Origin of the sequence: Metabacillus lacus (genome assembly GCF_009674805.1) — a bacterium.
Classification (GTDB): domain Bacteria; phylum Bacillota; class Bacilli; order Bacillales; family Bacillaceae; genus Metabacillus_C; species Metabacillus_C lacus.
Genome location: NZ_WKKI01000021.1, coordinates 37,480 through 60,167 on the forward strand (window position 1 = coordinate 37,480; position 22,688 = coordinate 60,167).

The 22,688-nt window shown below is 40.1% G+C and carries 15 protein-coding genes; 13 read left to right on the plus strand and 2 right to left on the minus strand.

Translation table 11 applies throughout. The annotated features are described in order from the left end of the window. Positions 1 to 638 precede the first annotated feature (638 nt). Together GJU40_RS11760 and GJU40_RS11765 are read left to right on the plus strand one after the other, a co-directional pair. Positions 639 to 1,490 carry a DegV family protein gene (locus tag GJU40_RS11760; protein ID WP_154307952.1) on the plus strand — a complete coding sequence of 284 codons (852 nt, stop codon included), beginning with the start codon at positions 639 to 641 and terminating at the stop codon, positions 1,488 to 1,490. A gap of 81 nt (positions 1,491 to 1,571) precedes the next feature. Next, positions 1,572 to 2,009 carry a hypothetical protein gene (locus GJU40_RS11765; RefSeq protein ID WP_154307953.1) on the plus strand — a complete coding sequence of 146 codons (438 nt, stop codon included), beginning with the start codon at positions 1,572 to 1,574 and terminating at the stop codon, positions 2,007 to 2,009. 256 nt (positions 2,010 to 2,265) lie between these two features. On the opposite strand, the gene GJU40_RS11770 is transcribed toward GJU40_RS11765, so the two are convergent. Continuing rightward, positions 2,266 to 3,240, minus strand: a complete 975-nt coding sequence (locus GJU40_RS11770; protein ID WP_154307954.1) for a LacI family DNA-binding transcriptional regulator — start codon at positions 3,238 to 3,240, stop codon at positions 2,266 to 2,268. Positions 3,241 to 3,416: 176 nt separating this feature from the next. On the opposite strand from GJU40_RS11770, the gene GJU40_RS11775 reads away from it, so the two are divergent. From GJU40_RS11775 to GJU40_RS11820, 10 genes are all read left to right on the plus strand, one after another. After that, on the plus strand, positions 3,417 to 4,874 hold the full coding sequence (locus GJU40_RS11775; RefSeq protein ID WP_154307955.1) for a glycoside hydrolase family 32 protein: 1,458 nt from the start codon (positions 3,417 to 3,419) through the stop codon (positions 4,872 to 4,874). A gap of 48 nt (positions 4,875 to 4,922) precedes the next feature. Next, positions 4,923 to 5,927, plus strand: coding sequence for a carbohydrate kinase family protein (locus GJU40_RS11780; protein WP_154307956.1), 1,005 nt, complete (start codon positions 4,923 to 4,925; stop codon positions 5,925 to 5,927). Positions 5,928 to 6,068: 141 nt separating this feature from the next. Beyond that, a complete protein-coding gene (locus GJU40_RS11785; RefSeq protein ID WP_154307957.1) occupies positions 6,069 to 12,047 on the plus strand; it encodes a GH32 C-terminal domain-containing protein in 5,979 nt (1,992 codons plus the stop codon). Between the two features lie 210 nt (positions 12,048 to 12,257). Continuing rightward, on the plus strand, positions 12,258 to 13,229 hold the full coding sequence (locus GJU40_RS11790; protein ID WP_154307958.1) for an ABC transporter permease: 972 nt from the start codon (positions 12,258 to 12,260) through the stop codon (positions 13,227 to 13,229). A 12-nt stretch (positions 13,230 to 13,241) separates the two neighbouring features. Further along, positions 13,242 to 14,159, plus strand: a complete 918-nt coding sequence (locus GJU40_RS11795; RefSeq protein WP_154307959.1) for a carbohydrate ABC transporter permease — start codon at positions 13,242 to 13,244, stop codon at positions 14,157 to 14,159. Positions 14,160 to 14,189: 30 nt separating this feature from the next. Then, positions 14,190 to 15,776 carry an ABC transporter substrate-binding protein gene (locus GJU40_RS11800; protein ID WP_154307960.1) on the plus strand — a complete coding sequence of 529 codons (1,587 nt, stop codon included), beginning with the start codon at positions 14,190 to 14,192 and terminating at the stop codon, positions 15,774 to 15,776. A gap of 81 nt (positions 15,777 to 15,857) precedes the next feature. Beyond that, entirely contained in the window at positions 15,858 to 18,017 is a 2,160-nt protein-coding gene (locus tag GJU40_RS11805; RefSeq protein ID WP_246188350.1) for a GH32 C-terminal domain-containing protein, read from the plus strand. Positions 18,018 to 18,041: 24 nt separating this feature from the next. Next, the gene (locus tag GJU40_RS11810) at positions 18,042 to 18,653 is read left to right on the plus strand and encodes a DUF624 domain-containing protein (RefSeq protein WP_154307962.1); all 612 of its coding nucleotides are present in this window, start codon (positions 18,042 to 18,044) and stop codon (positions 18,651 to 18,653) included. A gap of 17 nt (positions 18,654 to 18,670) precedes the next feature. Next, complete coding sequence (locus GJU40_RS11815; RefSeq protein WP_154307963.1) at positions 18,671 to 19,693, plus strand: LacI family DNA-binding transcriptional regulator; 1,023 nt, start codon at positions 18,671 to 18,673, stop codon at positions 19,691 to 19,693. Positions 19,694 to 20,027: 334 nt separating this feature from the next. Then, complete coding sequence (locus GJU40_RS11820; RefSeq protein WP_154307964.1) at positions 20,028 to 20,408, plus strand: hypothetical protein; 381 nt, start codon at positions 20,028 to 20,030, stop codon at positions 20,406 to 20,408. 57 nt (positions 20,409 to 20,465) lie between these two features. Here GJU40_RS11820 and GJU40_RS11825 read toward each other — a convergent pair whose 3' ends face one another. Further along, positions 20,466 to 21,944, minus strand: coding sequence for a UDP-N-acetylmuramoyl-L-alanyl-D-glutamate--2,6-diaminopimelate ligase (locus tag GJU40_RS11825; protein WP_154307965.1), 1,479 nt, complete (start codon positions 21,942 to 21,944; stop codon positions 20,466 to 20,468). A 301-nt stretch (positions 21,945 to 22,245) separates the two neighbouring features. Between GJU40_RS11825 and GJU40_RS11830 the strand changes: the two genes are divergently transcribed. Further along, positions 22,246 to 22,563: a hypothetical protein gene (locus tag GJU40_RS11830; RefSeq protein WP_154307966.1), complete on the plus strand. Its 318-nt coding sequence runs from the start codon at positions 22,246 to 22,248 to the stop codon at positions 22,561 to 22,563. Positions 22,564 to 22,688: the final 125 nt, after the last annotated feature.

Sequence of the window (22,688 nt, forward strand, 5' to 3'; positions counted from 1 at the left end):
AGAGTTCACTTGCAGAAAGTGAACTTTTTTGTCATGAAGTAACAGGAGTAGTTCATTTATTTTTAAAGGTAATTGGTGAGAGGTTGGAAGGTAAAATAGCCTATGTTGTTCTTTATATACATTTCGTATTTTTTAGGGGTTGTTAAGCCATAGTTGAAGGTGGATACAATATAAAAAGAATCGCTCCAAAATACAGTCCTTGATTCGGGAAGTGATGCTCAGGTCCTCATGGACAAAAACGCAAATGCATACAGAGCCACTCCAACGCCAGGAGTATAAAAAATCTTTATCCAAGACGCATCCATGTGCATCAACTCCACTCACTAGTGTAAACATTTCCCAACAACATTGTCACAATAGAAGAAAAAGCATAAGCATCCATAGCACTAACCTCTCAAAGAACTTTTGAGAGGTTTATTTGATTTTGTTTCCAGCCCTGCCCACACTCTTAATGAAACTATAAATCATATTGGAGTAATTGATATTCAGTGGTTTGAGCTCTTATTTAAAGGTGAAATGAATACAATGGCGAAAGTATACAGTATCTTACATAATGCTAAGATGGTTTTTTCTAGTCCAGTTTAGCATGAGACAGGAAAAATGAACGGAGACCTGACTATAACCAAGGGGGAATTACAATGCGCAGGATCATTTTATCGACCGAAAGCGGTGCTGATTTGCCGGAAGATTTGGCCCAAACATATGATATTCAAGTTGTTCCCATGCACATCATTATGGATGGAAAGGACTATTTAGACGGTTCTCTGCCGGTCGAGGATATTTATGATTATTATGATCGCACGAAGAGTATCCCTACTACGACTGCTACAAATGTTTATGAGTATCAAGAGTTTTTTGCGAGTATAAGAGAGAAGTTCCCGGATTGTATCATGATTCATATTGGTTATACGTCAAAAGCGTCTTCTTCTTTTCAAAATGCTCTGATTGCTGCCGAAGAAATTGAAGACATTTTTCTGATTGATGCACTGAATGTGACCGGGGGATTAGCAGCGATTGTCCTGTATGCCGCTCAACTGCTAGAAAAAGAACCTGGCATTGAGCCGGAACATCTAGTTGAAAAGGTAGAGTCTGTCGTTCCTAAATCAAGGCTGGCTTTCATTCCGGGAAGTCTGGAATTTCTTAAAGCAGGCGGCCGGGTAAGCAATATGGCATCTTTGATTGGCGGTCTCTTGAAGATAAAGCCATGCATAGAATTGAAGGATGGAAAGCTGATGTCGACAAAGAGATATCGCGGGAAAATGAGCGGGGCCACTGAAAAACTTTTTCATGATTATTTAACAGAATTCAATATTGATAGAGAGCAGCTCTATTTTATCTACTCCATCGGCCTCGAGGAAAGTGTGAAGGAACAGATGAACGAAGCAGCTAAGAAAAATGGATTTCAACATGTCAGATGGATACAGGCGGGCGGGATGATCTCGACCCATTCGGGACCCGGGGGCTTTGGAGTAGCCGGGCTGGAGCGGTAGAATTGTAGAAACATGCGGTCACTGGGAAAAACAACTGATTATTAGAATATGTAGCTATGGGATGAGGAAAAGGAGAAGACTTTGCTAAAGGAGTGGATAGAAAAAGTAGAGTTGCCCGTTGAGTTTAAAGATGCAGGCGAGGCAAACGGGTATTATCACTTAAGCAGTCATTTTATTGCCATTCACAAGGACAGAAGCACGCTTCAGCAGCAGCTGTCCCTGCTTTATGCCAAATGCGCAAAATTCGACTGGGCAAAGAGCCGCATCAGAGAAGCGCAGGCGGAGGCAGTCGCGTATGTGGTCATGAATCATTTTGGTTATGATACGGGAGAGTACAGCTTTGGACACATTGCAGGGTGGAGCATAGTATATTCTTTAGCTCTAGTAGTCTTCGAATTCATCATATGCAAATTCCGTTCAGACTTCATCTTTTCGCTGAGGCGCTGCTGCTGTAGCTGTACTTTTTGGCTCACTAGGAGCAAATTCCCCGAGGTTTTGATATTGATAATCGGTGCATAGCCCTTTTGCCTGTGATTTGGCACTGCAATTGTGTCCGCTCCTTTTTAATGCAATATGCAGTGAGGTTAGGATTATTGAATGTTGAGAACATTATTATCTTTTCTCGATAATAATGTTTTAAAGAAGATTCATAGTAGCTGTATCTTACGATTCCCGTTATATGCCATTGATTTTTGGAAGCTGATTAAGAGCAGGATGTTTGACACTTTAGATTTTTGATATCAATACATATCGTTCTCAGTTTAACATACACTTTTTATGTCGTTCCGTTTTCAATAAGTTCGATAGGAAGTATAAATTCAGAAGATAGGTTGTCTGTCTCACCATTAATCCTTTTGACCAAACGGTCTATTGCTGTCTTTCCTATTTCATATATTGGCTGCTTGATCGTTGATAACTCAGGAAGCAGCTTACTTGTTGTTTCAGTTCCATCGTAGCCAATCACCTTAATATCTTCTGGAATTTGTTTTCCCTGTCTCTTAGCTTCGTTCATGAACATGGCAGCGAGGAGGTCATCACTTGCAAACATTCCATCGACATCCGGATAATCCCAAAACATTCGTCTTACAATGGGAGCAGGATCTTCATTTGTTGAAAATTCATAGATAATAGGATCTAGCATATTTTTAATCATTACATCTTCGTATGCCTTCCTTCTGAGGGCTGCAGGTGTTCTCAAATCTTTAGGACCGTTAATGTGAATAATCGTTTTGCAGCCCTTTTGAATAAGCAATTCAGTCGCTGACTTCCCTCCTTCATAATTATCGGAACCTACCACGGGAATCGTGTCTGATAAGTAATGATCAATTGATACGATTGGGAGCTCCTTTTTAGCTGAGTTCAGGACTCCGCGGTTATAAGTGACTGCTATCACACCATCCACCTGATTGCCAATAAGCATTTCAAGATATTTTTGTTCTTTATCTATTCTATTTTGGCTATTGCAGAGAAGAAGCTTATAGCCAAGAGATTCACACACATTTTCTATATGAAAGGTTAACTCTCCAAAGAAGGGATTACTAGTGTTTGGAACAATCAACCCAATAATATAGGTTCGTTTATGAAAGAGGGAGCGAGCTAAATCGTTTGGAATATATTGAATCTCCTTCATTGCTTTATACACTTTCTCCCTTGTTTGTTCACTTATATAACCACGATTATTTAACACGCGCGAAACAGTTGTTGGAGATACGCCAGCTGCTTTTGCCACGTCTTGAATATTGGGATTCATAAATGTACCTCCTTTTCAAATTCATGTATATTTTAAAGTGGAATATTGGCTTCATGTTTTTATCATATCTTAAAGTAACTGATTATTTCAAAAAAATTTTGACTTATGAAACCGGTTGACATAAAATTCAAGGAAAGCGATAAATTTTATGCTATAGAATAGTTAGGAGGACAACTATGACTGGTACAGTGAATTTGCAGCAGGCAGAGGAAGCAATCAACAAAGCAAAAAAAGAGGTGAATAACCGCTTTCGGCTAGGATATCATATTATGGCTCCGGCTAACTGGATCAACGACCCAAATGGCTTTGTTCAATTTAAAGGAGCCTTTCATGTTTTCTATCAGCACCATCCATACAGTACAGACTGGGGACCAATGCATTGGGGACATGTCATAAGCAAGGATCTCGTAAACTGGGAGCACCTTCCCATCGCACTTGCTCCTGGCGATTATTGCGATAAAGATGGATGCTTCTCAGGCAGTGCTGTAGATAACGACGGGGAACTTACCCTCATTTATACCGGTCATCATTATGTAGATAAAGACAAAGATTTGTTTTATCAAAATCAAAATATAGCTGTTTCTTCGGATGGTGTTCATTTTGATAAAGTAATAGAAAATCCAGTCATTTCTGCACCTCCTCCAGACAGTTCCCAACACTTTCGTGATCCCAAGGTGTGGAAACATGAAGATCATTGGTATATGGTTGTCGGCAATTCTTCAAAAGATGAGACCGGAAGAGTCATTTTATACCGTTCTATCAATCTTAGAAACTGGGACTATATCGGTGTTCTTGCAGAGAGTGACGGAACAAACGGATATATGTGGGAATGCCCGGATTTCTTTGAGATTGGAGGTAAATACGTTCTCATGATTTCCCCTCAGGGTATGGATGCAAAAGACGACTGTTATAACAATCTGTTTCAAACCGGTTATCTGGTAGGTGATTATTCATACGATACGAACACTTTTAACCATGGTGCTTTTAAAGAGCTTGATTATGGACATGATTTTTATGCAGTTCAAACTCTTAAAGATGACAATGGACGCCGTATTGCCATTGGCTGGATGGATATGTGGGAGTCGTATATGCCCACCAAAGAAGATGGCTGGTGCGGTGCTCTGACACTTCCAAGGGAAATTACTCTAGATGGACAGGATCGCATTAGGATGAATCCTGTTGATGAGCTTGAACTGCTTCGTCTGGACGAAAATACAATATGTCATAAAAAGGTCACTTCCAAAAGTATTGCTGCTGAAACAACTGAAGACTTGCTAGAGATCAAAGCCGTTATAGACCTGGCCTCTTCAAACACTAAGAATATTCAAATGAAAATTTCTTATTCGTGCGGCCAGCATACACTTATTACATATGATGCTGAAAGAGAAAAGCTGATATTATCTGTGGCTGGTGGCAAGGGTTTACGAAGTGTCGCTCTTAAAAACAGCGGCCAGCTTTTACTGAGAATATATTTGGACCGCTCTTCTATTGAAATTTTCGCTAATCATGGGGAAGCAACGATGACAAGCAGGATCTACCCTGAAGGTAACCGACGAGAACTTACACTTTTATCAAATGGTGAATTCACTGTAAATGAATTCACATACTGGAAGCTTAAGGATATTTGGAAGTGAGAGAGAATCTTTAGAGACAAATATTCAAACAGATTGAGGTGTTAAGGCATGAGAAAAGTATATTGTATCGGCGAAACGCTAATAGACTTTATTTCTCTTGATAAAAACAAAACGTTAAAGAGTTCCGGTGCTTTTTCAAAAGCTGCCGGCGGCGCACCGATGAATGCAGCTATAGCAGTAGCAAAGTATGGAGGGCACTCGGTTATGCTGACCAAAGTAGCAAACGACTCTTTTGGAGAATTTTTACTGCATGTGATGTCCTCCAATGGAGTCGATATTTCCCATATTGTTAGAACAGACGAAGGAGAAACCGGACTTGCGTTTGTCTCTTTAGGTGAAGATGGTGAACGAACATTTTCCTTTTATCGAAAGAACGCTGCTGATTTGCTTCTCTCGCCAGAAGAAGTGGGAGACATCCGATTTCAGGAAGGAGATTTTCTTCATTTCTGCTCCGTTGATTTAGTTGAAAGTCCATTGAAGCAAACTCATATTGAATTAATAAATAAAGTAAGAAGTGCTGGTGGTGTTGTATGTTTTGATGTAAACGTCAGGACCGCTCTTTGGCCTGATGAAACAATGTGCCGAAATACAATCCTGCAATTCATCACTAAAGCTGACATAATCAAAGTATCCAGCGAAGAACTTGAATTTGTTTCTGGGATTACAAATGAGGAAGACGCAATCCACTCCCTTTTAAACGGGCACGTAAAAGCGGTTGTTTACAGAAAAGGCAACGAGGGTGCAGCAATTTACATTAAAGACGAAAGAGTGTATGAACATCCTGGATTCAGAGTAACGCCTGTTGATACAACAGGAGCAGGAGATGCCTTTATTGGGAGTTTTTTAAGAGAGCTTGCGATGTTAAATACAACTCCTTCCAATCTTACTAAACTTTTGCATACCCATCATAACAGATTGCTGATCTTTGCTAATGCAAGCGGTGCTTTGGCGGCAACTGTGAAAGGAGCAATTGACTCGGCACCAGGAAGAGCAGGTGTAATGGAATTTATAAAAACGATGCATGAGCAGTCTCCTAATTATAAATCTTGGTAATGGGTTTTATTAGAAGTACTGAAAGGAGGGGATAAGCTTTTCTAACAAGCTCTAAAATGTAAGTGTTTTATTCTTAATCTTTTATACGTAATCGATTACGCGAAAACGATTTCCTTGAAGTTTTATATTAGGAGGCCACATATGAAAAAGTTATTAATTCTAGTTCTCTCTTTCTTTCTGGTTATATCTAGTTTGGAGTTCAGCTTTTCTGATAAACGGGTTCAAGCGGCAGAAACGATTACGAATCCAAGCTTTGAAACTGGCGACCTGTCAGGATGGAGCGTCGTAAGCGGTAATGCCTTTAGCCCTGCAGACGTTGCTTCAGAAAATGAGTATTGGAGTAAAACGCCATTTAATCAGAGTAATCTCTGGCATATTTGGGGAGGTAGAGGCAATGATTCGAAGGTTGGGGTTATGGAATCAGAAACCTTTACTCTGGGCGGAGACGGGAAAATAAATGTTTTAACAGGTGGTAATAAAGATCTTTCAAACTTATATGTTGCGCTAGTACGTGAATCAGACGGTCAGGAACTATTAAAAGCAACGGGCAGCGGATCTGAGACATTCGCTAAAGTAGAGTTGAACGCAGCTGCTTATGTGGGAACCGTAGTGAAGTTTAAGGTAGTAGATAAGTCCAATTCTGGTCATATAAACGTTGATGATTTCAATGTACCTCCAACGCCTTCTCTTCACGGACATACAGAACCAGCATTATATAACCATGATTTTGAATATACGTCGTTGACACCTAATCAGATCAAAGGCTGGAAAGTGATAAGCGGGGATGCTTTTACTCCCGAGAGTTTAGTAAGGGAAAAACATGCTGGTAAAGGAGATTCGTTTGGCCACATGGGTTCTAAGCATTTATGGAGCTTTAAAGACGGAGGTGACGCACAGACCGGAGAAATCAAATCGGAGAATTTTACTGTTGGAGGAAATGGAGGCATAGATTTTCTGGTTAGCGGAGGAGAAGATCTTGAAAAGCTGTATGTGGCACTTGTAAGAGAATCCGATGGTAAAGAACTTTTCCAAACTACCGGTGGAAATTCGGAACGGTATCAGCGTGTATTTTGGGATGCGTCTCCGTATGTCGGTCAAGTTGTTTCTATTAGGGTGATAGATAAGGCGACAGGCGAATTTGGCCATATCAATGCAGACGATTTTCATGTCTTAAACTCTAAATTTGGCGGTGGGATATTTGGCCAGTGGAGTTTAAATGAGGGATCGGGAAAAGTAACGAAGGATCAGACAACGGGATTATCCAATCAGATAAATTATCATCTATCTAAGGGTGCTTACCAAATTGCAAAGGATCCGTTATGGAGACAAGACGGCATTTCTGGAAGTGCCCTACTTTTTGACGGGTATTCAACATGGCTTGAACGTTCTCCAAGCGAAACTCCTTCTCCAGATTCTTTCATGACGATTGAAGGCTGGGTTGCACCGCGTAACTTTGAACATGGTGACGAAGGGCGTATTTCTGCAATTATCAGTCAGCATAATCGTGAAGAAAAAACCGGATATGTTTTAGGGAATTATAGGCATGGAACATGGGGGCTACAATTTGGAACAGGAAAAGAATGGCGTGAAGTCATGTCGGACGGTGTTTTACCCCTTAATGAATGGTCATATATCGCTGCCACTTTCGATAGTGTTAAGGGGGAAGTGATTCTTTATCTAAATGGGGAGAAAGTAGCATCTGAAAATTTTCCAATTGGGGAAAAAATAAAAAAAAGCAACGAAAAGTTGATGATTGGAAAAAATAATCAGGGTATGTGGTTATATGGTTTTACTATGAACATGTACAGCGGATTACTCGATGAACTGAAGTTGCGAAACAACGTTTTAACTCCGGGGGAAATCAAGAATCAGTACAATACTTACTTACAAGCTCTGGGAGGAAATTTGCCCACTCCAGACATGAGAATGGATCGGAGTCTCTTGGCAAACGACAAGCATCGTCCTCAATTTCATCCATCACCGCCAAACCATTGGGGGAATGAGCCAGGTGGACCCATTTATTTTAATGGACAATACCATATGTTTTATCAAAGTAATCCACGCGGACCATTTTGGAACCATATTAGATGGGGACATCTTATAAGTGAGGATATGGTTCGGTGGAGAGATGCAGAGGATCCCGTCATTCCGGGACGGCAAGATACAGATCCAGATGGCGCCTGGGCGGGCGGAGCTGTAGTGGATGATACAAATACACCGGTGATTTTTTATACAGCCGGTGATGATCGAGATTCACCAAATCAGAGAATTAACATTGCGAGAAGCCAATTCCCTAAGGATGGAGACAATGATCTGAACAAATGGGAAAAAAATCAGGGAGTCGTCCTTGAACAAAAGGCTGGAGAAGGAGTTAGAGGAGAGTTCAGAGATCCGTTCGTGTTTAAAGATGGGGATATTTGGTTTATGCTCGTTACGTCAGGTAAAGAAGACGCAGGTGGCAATCCGATTGGCGGAACAGCTCTTGTTTATTCCACTAAAGACCCCAGTTTTAAAGATTGGCAATTTAAAGGAGATCTCTTTGTAGGTGACTCTAATACCTACCCTTTAACAGGAAGGGTTTGGGAACTCCCTATACTTCTGCCGCTTGGGAATACAGGGAAGTACATTTTTCTGATTAACCCTGCCAAAATGGAAAGAGATGAATTTCAATCAAGATATACATGGTATTGGATTGGAACATGGGATAGGGAAAAAGCAAAATTCACACCGGATACTATGAAGCCTGAGCTGCTGGATGTTGGGGATCACTTTACTGGACCAGCTGGACTTATTACACCGGATGGTCGGACAGTCATTCATAGTATTACACAGGGCAGGCGAACGGCAATGCAGGATTATGATGCCGGGTTTGCACACAATTACGGTTTGCCAACTGAGGTATTTTTAAAGAGTAACGGTAAGCTGGGAATTAAGCCCTTAAATGAATTGGCATCATTAAGAGGAAATCAGCTGCTAAATATCAACTCCGATACAACATTTACGGAAGCAAACCAGCAACTTGGCAATGTAAAAGGTGACATGTTTGAAGTCGAGTTAGTGCTTGATCAAGGTTCAGCAAATGAGGCAGGACTCAGCGTTAAGCGATCTCCAAGAGGAGAAGAAGAAACAACTGTTTTTTATAAACGCAGCAGTAGGGAGTTTTTTGTTGACAGAACGAAGTCAAGTCTTAATCCAGATGTAGAGAAATGGTACCAAGGAGGCATTGCTGATATCGGAAATGAGAATATTACACTTAGACTATTTGTCGACCGGTCAGAGATCAATGCTTATCTGAATGAAACGAAGGCACTTACAACAAGGGCATATCCTGAAAGGAATGATTCAACGGGATTGAGGCTGTGGGCAAATGCCAATGCAGAAACAGTCAAGGTGAAATCATTGAAAATCTGGGAGATGAAATCAGCTTATCCTAAAGTTAGTACAACAGGTGCAGCCTTAAAGCCATCCAGTCTTCAATTAAAAGCAGGTGATACAGAACGACTTACTCCAGTCATATCACCTTCTAATGCGGCGAATAAAGATGTTATCTGGAAATCCAGTAACCCATCCATTGCAGAAGTTGTAAATGGCAAGGTAAAAGGAAAAGCCAAGGGTACTGCGATTATCTCAATAAAGACAAGAGATGGGCAATTTTCTGCCAGTAGCACCGTTACGGTCGTGCCTGAACCTGTACATGGTTCTCTAGTAAACCATGACTTTGAAACTGGTGATTTATCAGGGTGGACCATTGAAAGCGGTGATGCCTTCTCTGCGCTGGATGTAACAGCGAGGACTGATTGGGGGTGGGGCGGACCGTTTAATCAACATGAATCCTATCACTTATTTGGCTTAGATGAAGGAACAGACAGCCAGACGGGTGTTCTGAGATCTCATTTGTTTAAGCTTGGCGGAAACGGTCAGATTGACTTTCTCTTGTCGGGAGGAAATGACATATATAATCTTTATGTTGCTCTTGTAAGAGCATCCGATGGGAAAGAAGTCTTAAAAGCCACCGGCGGCAATAGAGAAGGATATCAGCGTATCCACTGGGATGCCTCTGAGTATATTGGAATTGAGTTTTATATAAAAGTAGTTGACAAGGCATCAGGAGGCTGGGGTCATATTAATGTTGATGACGTAAACGTTCCGGTTGAGCCGCCTCCTAAAACAAGTATAGCCAATCCAGACTTTGAAACAGGTACACTCGAAGGCTGGACTGTTGTCGGAGATGCATTTAAACAAGCAGATGTCGTTAAGGACGAAGGATGGAGCTGGGAATGCTGTTTCGAGCAAAACAAGCAATATCACTTATGGGGGTTCAAAGACGGCGGAGATGCACAAACCGGAGAGTTGAAATCTGAAACGTTTACCCTTTCAGGATCCGGCTGGATAGACTTTCTTATTGGAGGAGGGAAAAATATTGATCAGCTCTATGTTGCTTTAGTCCGTTCTTCAGATGATAAAGAACTCATGAAGGCGACAGGAAGAAATGAAGAGAAATACTCGAGGGTATATTGGAATGCTTCCCAATTTGCAGGAGAGCAGGTTTATATAAAAGTTGTGGATCGTGCAGAGGGGGGATTTGGACATCTAAACTTGGATGATTTTAACGTACACAATAAGGATGAAGATTTATTTACCAAATCCTCTTATACAGAGTTAAGACCAAAATTTCATTATACATCCGAACGTAATTGGTTGAATGATCCCAACGGTCTTGTGTATTTTGAAGGAGAATACCACATGTTTTATCAGCATAATCCAACGGGAACTTCGTGGGGACCGATGCACTGGGGCCACGCAGTAAGCAGGGATTTGGTTAACTGGAAGAGACTACCTATGGCGATAGAATCCGATAACAATGGCTTTATATGGTCCGGCAGCGTAGTTGTAGATTATAACAATACAGCAGGATTTGGCACGAATACGATGATTGCATTATACACCCAGGAAAAAGGGGGAAATCAGGTTCAAAGCATGGCTGTCAGTAACAACAAAGGACGCACATGGAAAAAAGTTGGTGATAATCCAGTGCTTACTAATGGAGATAACCTTCCTGTTTTCCGGGATCCGAAGGTATTCTGGCATGCCCAGACAAACAAGTGGATCATGCTCCTTGCAGCTGAGAATAGTCAAAGGGAACAATTTGTTAAAATCTATACATCTTTAAATTTAAAGAATTGGACCTTTGCCAGTGACTTTGGAAAAGCAGATGGTTCACATGGCGGTGTTTGGGAGGTTCCAGATTTATTTGAACTTCCGGTAGAAGGGAGTCCGGGTCTCAAGAAGTGGGTGATGGCAGTAAGTCTAAGTGAAGGGATGCCAGCAGGGGGTTCTGGGGTCCAATATTTTGTTGGGACATTTGATGGAGTGACATTTAAAAATGAAAATTCTCCTGGTACGATTCTGTATGCTGATTATGGTGCAGATAATTATGCGCCATTAACTTTTAATCATATCCCTGAGTCAGATGGCAGAAGAATTTTAATTGGGTGGATGAATAATTGGAGATATGGCCAAGGAACACCGGCCTCCATCTGGAGGAGCGGAATGACTGTCCCGAGGGAATTGAAACTTGTCAATGTGCCAAATCAGGGTATAAGGCTTTCTCAAACTCCCGTTAAAGAACTGAACTCTTTACGCGGGCAGGCTCAGACGTGGTCAAACCAGACCATTCAATCCGGAGGGCCTAACCTTTTGTCCAATGTAAAGGGAACAGCGTTAGAAATGATAGTTGAATTCGATGCAGGAACAGCAACTGCAGAAGAGTTTGGCTTAAAGGTTAGAAAGGGAAAAAACACTTTTACTTCAATTGCTTACAACCATAAATTAAAATCATTAATTGTGGATCGAACCAAATCAGGTGAGACAAGTTTTGCTGAAGGCTTTGGTGCAAAGCACACCGTTTCAATGCAGCCGGTTGAAGGTAAAATAGGTCTTCGCTTACTGATTGATCAAACTTCTGTGGAGGTTTTTGCCAATGACGGCCAAGTTGTTATGACAGATCAAATCTTTCCATATCCCAACAGTGACGGACTGGAACTTTACTCAACAAATGGAAGTGTTAAAGTAACTAGCCTTACAGTGTATCCAATGAAGGGCGCTTCCTATACAAAATAAAACAGATGCTGACCAGCCCGGTTCCAATCTTATATGTACTGAGAAGGACCGGGTAAAAAATGATTAATCATTTTTCTGAATTATTTTAAAAATAGATTGACCTAGGACCTAAGTGTGGTTTACTATCAAATTAGTAATCGATTACGTAATCGATTACTTACATTATGTAAACGTTAACAAAATAATGAATGCAAGTAAAAGGAGGTTTAAATGAAAATAGAGCAAAAACTTCAGCTCGGTGAAGTCTTAAGGCTGAAACTCGAAGCAGGAAAGCAAACCAGAACATCTAAATGGAAGCGCATACTACAGAATTATGAGTTATATCTTTTTCTTTTACCTACTATCGTTTATTTTATTGTGTTTCACTACATTCCAATGCAGGGAGTCATTATTGCCTTTAAGGATTTCGTTCCGACTCTTGGAATTAATGGAAGCCCCTGGGTTGGGCTGGAGCATTTTGAGCGGTTTTTCAATTCCTTTCAGTTTGCAAAGCTAATGGAAAACACGATTACACTAAGTTTGCTGCAACTTTTATTTGGCTTTCCTCTGCCAATTATCTTGGCTTTGATGCTGAATCAGCTTGCTCAAGAAAGGTATAAGCGTTTTATTCAGACAGTTATTTACGCTCCTCATTTTATATCCGTTGTCGTACTGGCCGGTATGATCTTCGTTTTTTTCTCGAATAAGGGGCTGGCGAATTCCATTATCGTTCTTCTAGGCGGAGATCCCATCAATTTCATGGCAAAAGCCGAATGGTTTCAGCCGCTGTATATAGGATCCGGATTATGGCAGGAGACAGGCTGGGCAGCAATTATTTATTTAGCCGCACTTGCGGGAGTAAGTCCCGAGGTGCATGAGGCTGCCATTATGGATGGTGCAAATAAGTGGCACAGAATTCTCCATGTTGATATTCCTGCAATATTACCTATTGCTGTCATTTTATTGGTTTTATCGGTTGGAAATATAATGAATATTGGCTTTGAAAAAGCTTTTCTACTGCAAACTCCGCTTAATGCACCTTCAGCTGAGATTATTCCTACATATGTTTATAAAACAGGGTTGCAGCAGGCGCAATACAGTTTTGCCGCCGCCGTTGGATTGTTTAATGCCGTTATCAACCTAGTACTGCTTTGGCTTGTCAACCGCACAGCAAAAAGAATATCTGGAAATGGTCTATGGTAAGGGGCATTGTATATGAAACAACTAACTTTAATTAAATCTAAACATTCAGCCAGAAAATCTAAAGAAGATAGAATTTTCGATATAATCAATATTTCTGTACTAACAATCATTGCCATTATAGTTTTATATCCGCTTTATTTTGTCGTAATTGCTTCTATAAGTAATCCAGACCGTATTTATTCTGGTGACATTTGGTTACTGCCAAAAGAAATCACATTTGAGGGCTATATTAGAATCTTTCAGGATGAAATGATTTGGCTCGGATATAAAAACACAGTGATATATACAGTTCTTGGAACGGCAGTAAATGTTTCTTTGACTTTGATGGCAGCCTATGCACTGTCGAGGAAAGACTTAGTAGGACGTAATTTCTTCATGCTATTATTTCTATTTACGATGTTTTTTTCTGGGGGATTGATACCAACATATCTTGTAGTGAAAAATTTAGGAATGGTGAATACAATTTGGGCAATGATTCTACCAAAAGCAGTAGCTGTCTGGAATCTAATCGTGGCCAGAACTTTTTTCCATAGCAATATACCGGACGAACTTCTTGAAGCAGCCAAGATAGATGGTTGCTCCAATACAAAATTTTTCATGAAGGTGGTACTTCCATTATCTAAACCAATTATTGCTGTATTGATCTTATTTTATGCAGTAGGTCACTGGAATTCTTACTTTGATGCTCTTATTTACTTAAACGATGAAGGACTGTATCCACTTCAGCTCATTCTGCGGAATATTCTTATTCAAAATGAAGCAGCAGCCAACATGGTTGGAGATGTAGCCTCTTATGCAGCACAGAGAAGACTGGCAGAATTAATTAAATACGGAGTCATCATTGTAGCAGCATTACCATTGCTTATTGTCTATCCTTTTGTACAGAAATACTTTGTCAAAGGGGCACTAATAGGCGGAATTAAGGGATGATAAAGGACAAATTATTTAGGGGGAAATGAAATGAATAAAAGGGGAAAAGCAATCAGCGCAATTTTAATCAGTGTCACGTGTTTCCTTGGAGCATGCTCTGATCAGACATCTAAAGAAAAAGAGAAAAGTGATGCAGTTTTTAATCAAAAGGGACTTCCAATCGTAGATGAAAAAGTCACCTTGAATTTTGTTTCACCTAAAGCGCCCCTTGCGCCTAACTATGGGGAAATGGACATTGTGAAAGATTTAGAAAAATCAACAGGGGTCCATATTAAATGGAATAACATACCTTCTGAAGGGTACCAGGAAAAAAAGAATTTGATGCTCTCCAGTGGGGATCTACCGGATGCATTTTATGATGCGCAGTTTTCAGACTACGATATCGTAAGTGCAGGTGCCAATGGATCTATTATTCCGCTAGAGGATTTAATTGAGAAATACGCACCGAATATTCAGAAGGTTTTTGAAAAGCGTCCAGAATTAAAGCAAATGGTTACAGCTCCAGACGGCCACATTTATTCTTTGCCTCGAGCAGAAGAAATGGGTCTTGGAGCAGTGCCGAACTTTCACTCAATTAACAAAAGATGGCTGGATAATCTTGGTTTAAACGTGCCGGAAACACTTGAAGACTACCACAAAGTATTAAAAGCATTTAAAGAAAAAGATCCGAACGGAAATGGGAAACAGGATGAAATTCCTCTAAGCTTTATGTACAATTTCTGGACAGGAAACAACGGAGATCTTTTTGCGCCGTTTGGTCTTGCTGATAATTTAGAGCACAGAGTTGTTCGTAATGGGAAAGTGATTTTCACGGCCGTACAGCCTGAATATAAAGAAGCAATTAGCTATTATCATAAATGGGTAAAAGAAGGGCTGATTGATTCTGAATCTTTCACACAGGAAGCACCTCAATATCTTGCTAAAGGAAAAACAGCAGATCCAACACTGGGCTCATATATTTGGTGGGAAACAGAAGAAGTTGTGGGACCTGAACGCAAAGGGGACTATGTACTTCTTCCACCTCTGAAAGGTCCAGATGGAACACAATTAATTGGGCGTTCCAATAACTCAGATTATGGAAAGGCAGCGTTTGTCATTACATCGGCCAATAAAAATCCTGAAATTACAATGCGCTGGGTAGATCAGCTTTATGAGCCAAAGATGTCTGCTCAAATCAGCTGGGGACCAATCGGAACAATATTTGAAGAGGACGAAAACGGAATGCTTGTTAATAAAGAGCTTCCTAAGGATGTGGCAATGGGTGAGCTGCGGCAGAAAGTTGCACCAAATGGACCGGTTGTTATACTGAAAGAAGACTTTGGAACTGTCGTAGAAATGGAGCCTCGAGCAAAAGAGAGATTAAAAGATCTGGAGACTGTCTATGCTCCATATATGGAAAAGGATAACTATCCTCAAGTGTTATTCACAGAAGATGACTTAAGAACAAAAGAACAGATTGAAGCGGAAATTAGAGAAGTGGTTAATCAAAAGCAGGCTCAGTGGCTTCTTGAAGGCGGAATAGAAGAAGAATGGGATGAATACGTACAGCAGCTTGAAGACATGGGACTGTCTGAATTAATGAAGATTTATCAAAAAGGTCTTGATGATTTTAATTAAAATTAATACTCAGCAGAACCGGAGCTGCTGCTCCTGTTCTGTTTTTAGTTTACAACAGTAGGAGGAGAGCCGTTGGAAAAAATGATTGCTCGATGGGTATTTAATGAAAAGTCAGATGGAAAAATTGAAAATGACGTGCATGATGAATTTGCTCCGTATATTTTAAAAAATCAAAGACTTACGCAGGGATTTCTCCCGGAAATAAGAACGGGCATTTCTTCTTCTGCAGTCTGGCTGGACGGGTATTCAGATTATATAGAATCAGCTTTCAAAATGCCCTCAGTACAAAATTTTTCTATTAGTGCTTGGATTGCACTAAGGACATACACTGGGTATAAAAAGGCTTCAGCAGCAATAATTAATCAATGTGATATGAACAAACAAGAAGGCTTTTTTTTAGGAATCACGGGAGATGGTTGCCTGGATTTCCAAGTGGGTACTGGAAATAAGTGGGTAAGTCTTGCGTCAGACTTTATGCTAAATAAATCCGAATGGCATCATATTCAGGCATTCGTTTCAAATAAAGAAATTAATTTATATGTTAACGGAAAGCCTGCAGCAAAGGCGGAGCTTCAGGGATTTACATTCAAGCCAGCATATGTCCCGTTGCTAATCGGTAAAAACAACTGCGAAGAGAGGATTGCAAATGTTTTTATTCCTAATATGTTCAGCGGACTAATTAATGAAATTACTTTATCTGAAACTATGAACTTATCCGAGGATGAATTCTTTAATTATGATTTACTCCCGAAAATAAGTGAAGAACAGATTTCGTTAAATAGGGACAGGTGGAAAGATGATCATCACCGGCCGCAGTTTCATGCATCGCCACCTGGTCACTGGATGAATGAACCTCATGCTCCTTTTTATTATAAAGGAAAGTATCATCTATTCTACCAGCACAATCCTCAAGGTCCTTATTGGGGGAATATTCATTGGGGACACTGGGTAAGTGAAGATCTCGTCAACTGGAAAGATACCCTTATTGCCCTTGCGCCAAGTAATAATGATATTGACACGGTAGGAACATGGTCCGGCAATGCTTCATTCGATGAAAATGGTGATCCAGTTCTATTCTTTACAGCTGGAAACGACGCATTTACTCCAAATCAAATGATAGGATTGGCAAAATCTACTGTTAAGGAAGATCAAGACCTGGATTTGAAAAATTGGATAAAGCATCCGGAATCTGTTTTACAGCAACCTAGATGTATGGATCTGCACCATGATGGATTTAGAGATCCATTTGTCTGGAAAGAGGGTGACCAATGGTATCAATTAGTGGGATCAGGCTTTGAGAATAAAGGAGGAACAATTCCGGTTTTCACTTCTAAAGATCTCATACACTGGGAGTTCAGAGGCTCTTTAATTGATATTCCCCATGAAAAGTATCCTTATTTGGGTGAAATATGGGAGCTTCCTGTTTTATTGCCAATCAGCAATGACAAGCACATTTTAATCATCAGCCCTATAGGAAAGAATGCTGAAGTGGAGATTTTTTATTGGCTTGGTAAGTGGAGCCCTGAATATGCAACCTTTAGTCCAGACAGCGAGCAGCCAAAGAAGATTGATCTTAGTACTTTTCATTTTACAGGCCCAAGCGGAATGGTGGATCCAAAAAGCGGAAAGATTGTTCTATTTTCAATCGCTCAAGGAGAGCGCAGTGTGGAGAAAGAGTTCGAATCTGGATGGGCGCATACGGCAGGAATGCCTGTAATGCTCTCACTTGCCAATGATGGGGAACTTACGATAGAGCCCGTGGAATCTGTTGCTTCACTTAGAAAAAAAAGTCTCCTGTCTATAAATGATGAACCAGTTAAATCGGCTAATTTCCTTTTGCAGAAAGTGAAGGGGGATATGCTCGAAATCATGCTCGAAGTTGAAACAGAAAAATCCTTTGATTTAATTGTGCGTAAAACACCTGACGGAGAGGAACAAACAGTATTCAGCTACAATGCAGATGTTCATTCGTTTTCGGTCAACAGGACAAAAACAACACTTGATGCATCTGAACGGACTGGCGGAATTCAAGGAGGAACCCTCAGCAGACGTTTATCTACAATAAGTATTAGGCTTCTGCTTGATAAGTCACTACTGGAAGCGTACATTAATAAATCCCATAGTTTAACCACAAGAGTGTACCCCAGTAGATCAGATGCTCTCGGTATTGGTATTTCAGGGCCAGACGACTTGAAAATACACAGCCTCAAAATTTGGGAAATGAAATCTATTTATTATTAAAGGAAAAGCAAAGGTGGGGACTGCATGAACCTCATGAGTGTGAAAAATGTTAAACTGGTGGAAAAGACTGTAGATTTTCTGTTAGTTAATTTGATTTGGTTCGTGAGCTGCCTGCCGGTGGTAACCATTTTTCCAGCTACAGCAGCGATGTTTGGTGTAGTACGCCAACAATATTTGAGGAAAGAGAATTCACTGGGAATAATCAAATCCTATTATTCATACTTTTTTCAAATTTTACGCCAACACAGGCTTCTTAACATGGTTTGGACTTTAATGGGGCTTATCATTTTCGTAGATTTGATTTGGATAAAAACAATTGAACAGCCATTCTTTGAATTTCTATTTTCTTCATTTTCATATCTCTTTTTTAATGCAAGCTTAATTATGTTTTCGGCTATTGTCCATTTTGAAACAGATTCAAAAGGTATTGTTCTAAACTCTGCAACGATCATCCTGTCATACCCTTTTAAAATATTAATGGTAGGGATTACATTGTATATATTTCTAATAACTTTACTTACTTTTCCTGCTGCGGTTCTCTTTGCAGCAAGTATTTACACGCTGATTGTTTTCAGCTATTGCCATTCCCTCTTTGATCGTTTTGCAAAAAGAAAAGTTAAAATGACGTTACAATAAAAATAATAGGTGATTACATGCTTAATACAAATGAAAAATTCTTTTCAATGAAAGATGTAGCTCAGAGGGCAGGTGTCTCCACAGCCACCGTTTCACATGTCATCAATGAAACTCGGCATGTATCGGAAAAAACGAAAAAGAGAGTCGTCCAGGTAATGACGGAACTTGATTATCGTCCCAATTCGATTGCACGAAGTCTCAGAAGTTCCAGGTCCAAAACTATTGCCCTTCTCGTTCCTATAATGGGTGCGGACACATCGAATTTTTTCTTTATGTCTATAGCACAGGGGATTGAACATAAATTTAAAGAACATAACTATCATCTCCTGTTAAGTAATTCCAATGAGTCAATTGAAAGCGAAAAGGAGCAAATCAAGGTTTTTAATACTCAATTAATAGATGGAATGATTATTGCTCCAGCCATGTCTGGCCCCTCACATTTACATGAAGCCCTGAACGGCCACTATCCGGTTGTTTTTATTGACCGTAAGCCTAAAGATGTTGCTGGAGACTGCGTGCTTGCTGATAACCTGCAAGGTACTTATGATGCAGTTGGCCTTCTCCTGGAAAAAGGAAATGACAGAATTGGTTTTATCTCTGGAGGGCTTGGCCTTACAACCAGCAATGCTAGAATTGAAGGCTACAAGAGGGCATTAAGTGAAAGTGGTGTGATCTATGATCCGAATCTCGTTAAAGTAGGAGATGCGACATTTGAAGAAGGCTACAGGCTTGCAAAAGAGTTGTGGGAGCAAGAAAAAACGTCTTCAATTATGATTGCTAACAATATCATGACTATGGGAGCTGTTGCTTTCTTCAATGAAAAACAAATTAAAATTCCGGAAGAACTAATGATTATTGGCTTTGATGATTACGATTGGACCAAGATTACTTCCCCACCATTAACGGTTGTTAAGCAGCCTGCGTATGATATAGGAATTAAAGCAGCAGAAACTCTTATTGCGAGGATTGAAAATCCTTCTCTTGAATACAAAGATCATTACCTTCCAACTGAACTTGTCATCAGAAAAAGCACAATGTGAGGAATAGTATTAATTTCAATATTTGTAGTATCCAAAAATATCGTTAATCAAAACTGAATAAGAAAAAGAGGAAACCTCCAGGTTTCCTTTAAGTTCGAACAAATTTAAAATAGGATTAATTGAGCTAAGTAAAATCCTAAATAACCGGTAATCCCGTCATTGTGCGTATTTTCCATTGAAGGTCCACTGATACTATATTATGTACTTTGTAAATAGCAATAAGGTTTGGAAGAACCGCTGCTGTCCAGGCGCTTTAAACCTCAGAGAAGCCTTAGCTAAAAAGTGTTTCCGGTATAAAATTTGTAAACAAGACATTTTTAAAAGTGAGGTAACGATGATAAAGCAATATAAATTAGTTCAGTTTACTGACTTAACTTCTATTACCTATGAAGATAGATCTGTAATCTATAATCTTTTTGCTACATTAAACCTTTATCATATAGACCACAATAAATATCGGCGCGTGTTGGATATTCCACTGAAAGATGAATATCCTAACTATATTTTTGATTTTATTACTTCAATAGACACTCCGTTCAAAGACGTGAAGAAATTTATAGAGGGTAATTTTCCGATAACTATGGAGCAGCTCCTGATCTCTTTAAAGTTACAAGGTATTTTTACTGGTGTTGTTGATTTTTACTTAATGGATTCCGGGCTGTCTATTGAAGATATTGAAGTTTTGAATCTAGAAAGTGATAGAATCCAGCAATAAAAAAATCAAGAAGAAATATAGTACCACTCCATAGGGAAATAAAGATACTCTAATTGCCTAAGCCATTAGAGTATCTGTATGTTCAGCAAGTGCTTCCAATGCGATTGCCTTATCGCTGTGGGGCACTTTTTTTGTGCCGATGAGAAGTGTGGTTTCATGTCCCTTATCTGTTAGTAGAACAATATCATCCTTGCTTGCTGAAATGACTGCGTGCCTGATAGCTTCAGCTCTGTTCTCTATTAAAATGTAGCTAGAATGCTGCATGCCTTGTTCAAAATTGGCCAATATTTTTTTGGGCGGCTCTAATCCCGGGTTATTCGTTGTGATAACGACATAGTCTGCCAGTGAAGCTTCTCTTGCCATTAAAGGGCGTTTGGAAGGATCTTTGTAGTTGCCTCCCCCTATCATAATAATCAGTTTTCCTTTTTTAAAGGGAAGTAGACTGTTTATTGCTTTGCCAATCGCATCAGGAGTGTGTGCGTAATCCACATAAACGGCTGGGCCGTCAGTTCCTGATATTCTCTCCATTCTACCGGCAGGAGGAAGCACCTTTGGAAGGCAGGAGACAACCTTTTCCACTTTGTACCCAGAGGCGTAAAGAGCTGCTGCAGCTGCCAGTATATTGTATACATTAAATGTTCCGATGTATTGGGTGTGGACAGGAAATGCGCCTTCTGGCGAATGCATCAGAAAAGAGATTCCACGTTCTGTCATGATCATCTGTTCTGCATAGAAATCCGCACTTGGTGTCAGTCCATAGGTGATGGTTTCATGTGGGGTGAGGCTGGAAAAATAAGGACCCCAAGGATCATCAGAATTGATAACCGCATACTTTTTTTTGTTTATATTCTGGCCAAGCTGTGAAAAAAGAAGGCCTTTAGCATGAGCATAACGTTCCATCGTCCTGTGATAGTCCAGATGTTCATGTGTAAGATTCGTAAAAACTGCTACATCAAATTCAATTCCATCTATCCTTCCATTTAGAAGGCCTTGGGAAGATACCTCGAACGCGGCATCATGGCACCCCGCTTCTTCAGCAGTTTTTAGAAATTGTAAGTTTGACAGAATATCGGAAGTTGTATTGGGAGAGGGAGTGAGCTTTTGGCCCAAAAGAAATCCAAGCGTTCCTGCTGAGGCTGCCTTCTTTCCCGACAGTGACAAAATATCATGAATAAGCCTTGTAACAGTAGTCTTTCCATTCGTCCCTGTTACACCGATCACATTCATCCTTGAAGAAGGATAGCCATAGAAATGATGTGCAAGCAATGTCATTGCTTTTAGAGAATTTTTCACGATAACAAGACAAGCCGATGGGGGAAGACATTCTATCTCTTTCTCAGCAACAATGAGGACAGCTCCTCTTCTCCAGGCTTCCTCCGCGTATGTATGGCCGTCAGCGACTGTGCCGGAAATGCAGAGGAAAAGATCTCCAGGTGTAACGGTTCTAGAGTCCATTGTCATTCCGGTTATATATGAGGGCAGCGGACCTGATATCATCTTTGATTCCAATAGTTCCAGCAATTCAGCAGTGTACAATGAAATGACATCCTCTCAATCTATAAAGTGCAAATTGATATCTAGTGGGAAATTGGCGGCAAAAGTGCCACTTTATCTCTTTCCCGCTTCTTCAAACAATAAACCTTCTCGTGGGACAAGGGGACGGGTACCTCGTCCCGCTCCTTGGAGTTACTAATCGGGGAGTGACAGGCACTTGGTCTCTATTTAACTTTATAAACTTTTCCTGTATTCGCATCGACCAAGAAATAGACTTTTTGTAATGTAAGTATATGGTATTATTAAAAAAATACAGAAAAATACAAAGGGGGAGGTTGTATACATGAACAAAATATTAACTATTGTCATTACCTTATTGATTTTAATATGCCTAAGTTTCGGAATCGCAACTTATTTTGATGCAAATTTTTCTGATTATTCATTTTTTGTAGGGTTAGTTGTGACAGTCGTTATTTGGTTTTCTAATTCAAAGGGAGGGGCTACATCTCGTCTGCTGGATGTGACCGTTCAAGGAGGGACAGGGATCAAATCAAAACAAGAGAAATTTGAGTTTTCACCTGGCCTAATTTTCCTGACATGTTTGGCATATACCGTCGTGAACTTAGTTGCATTGCTCTTCCAATATCGAGATTATTTATAGATTAAATTTAGCTTGGGACAAGGGGACGAAGGGACAAGGGGACGGGTAGAGACCACTGAAATACATCTCCTAAAAATTGTAAAAGTTAAAAAATAAAAGAAAACCCTCCTTGATTTGGTATAATT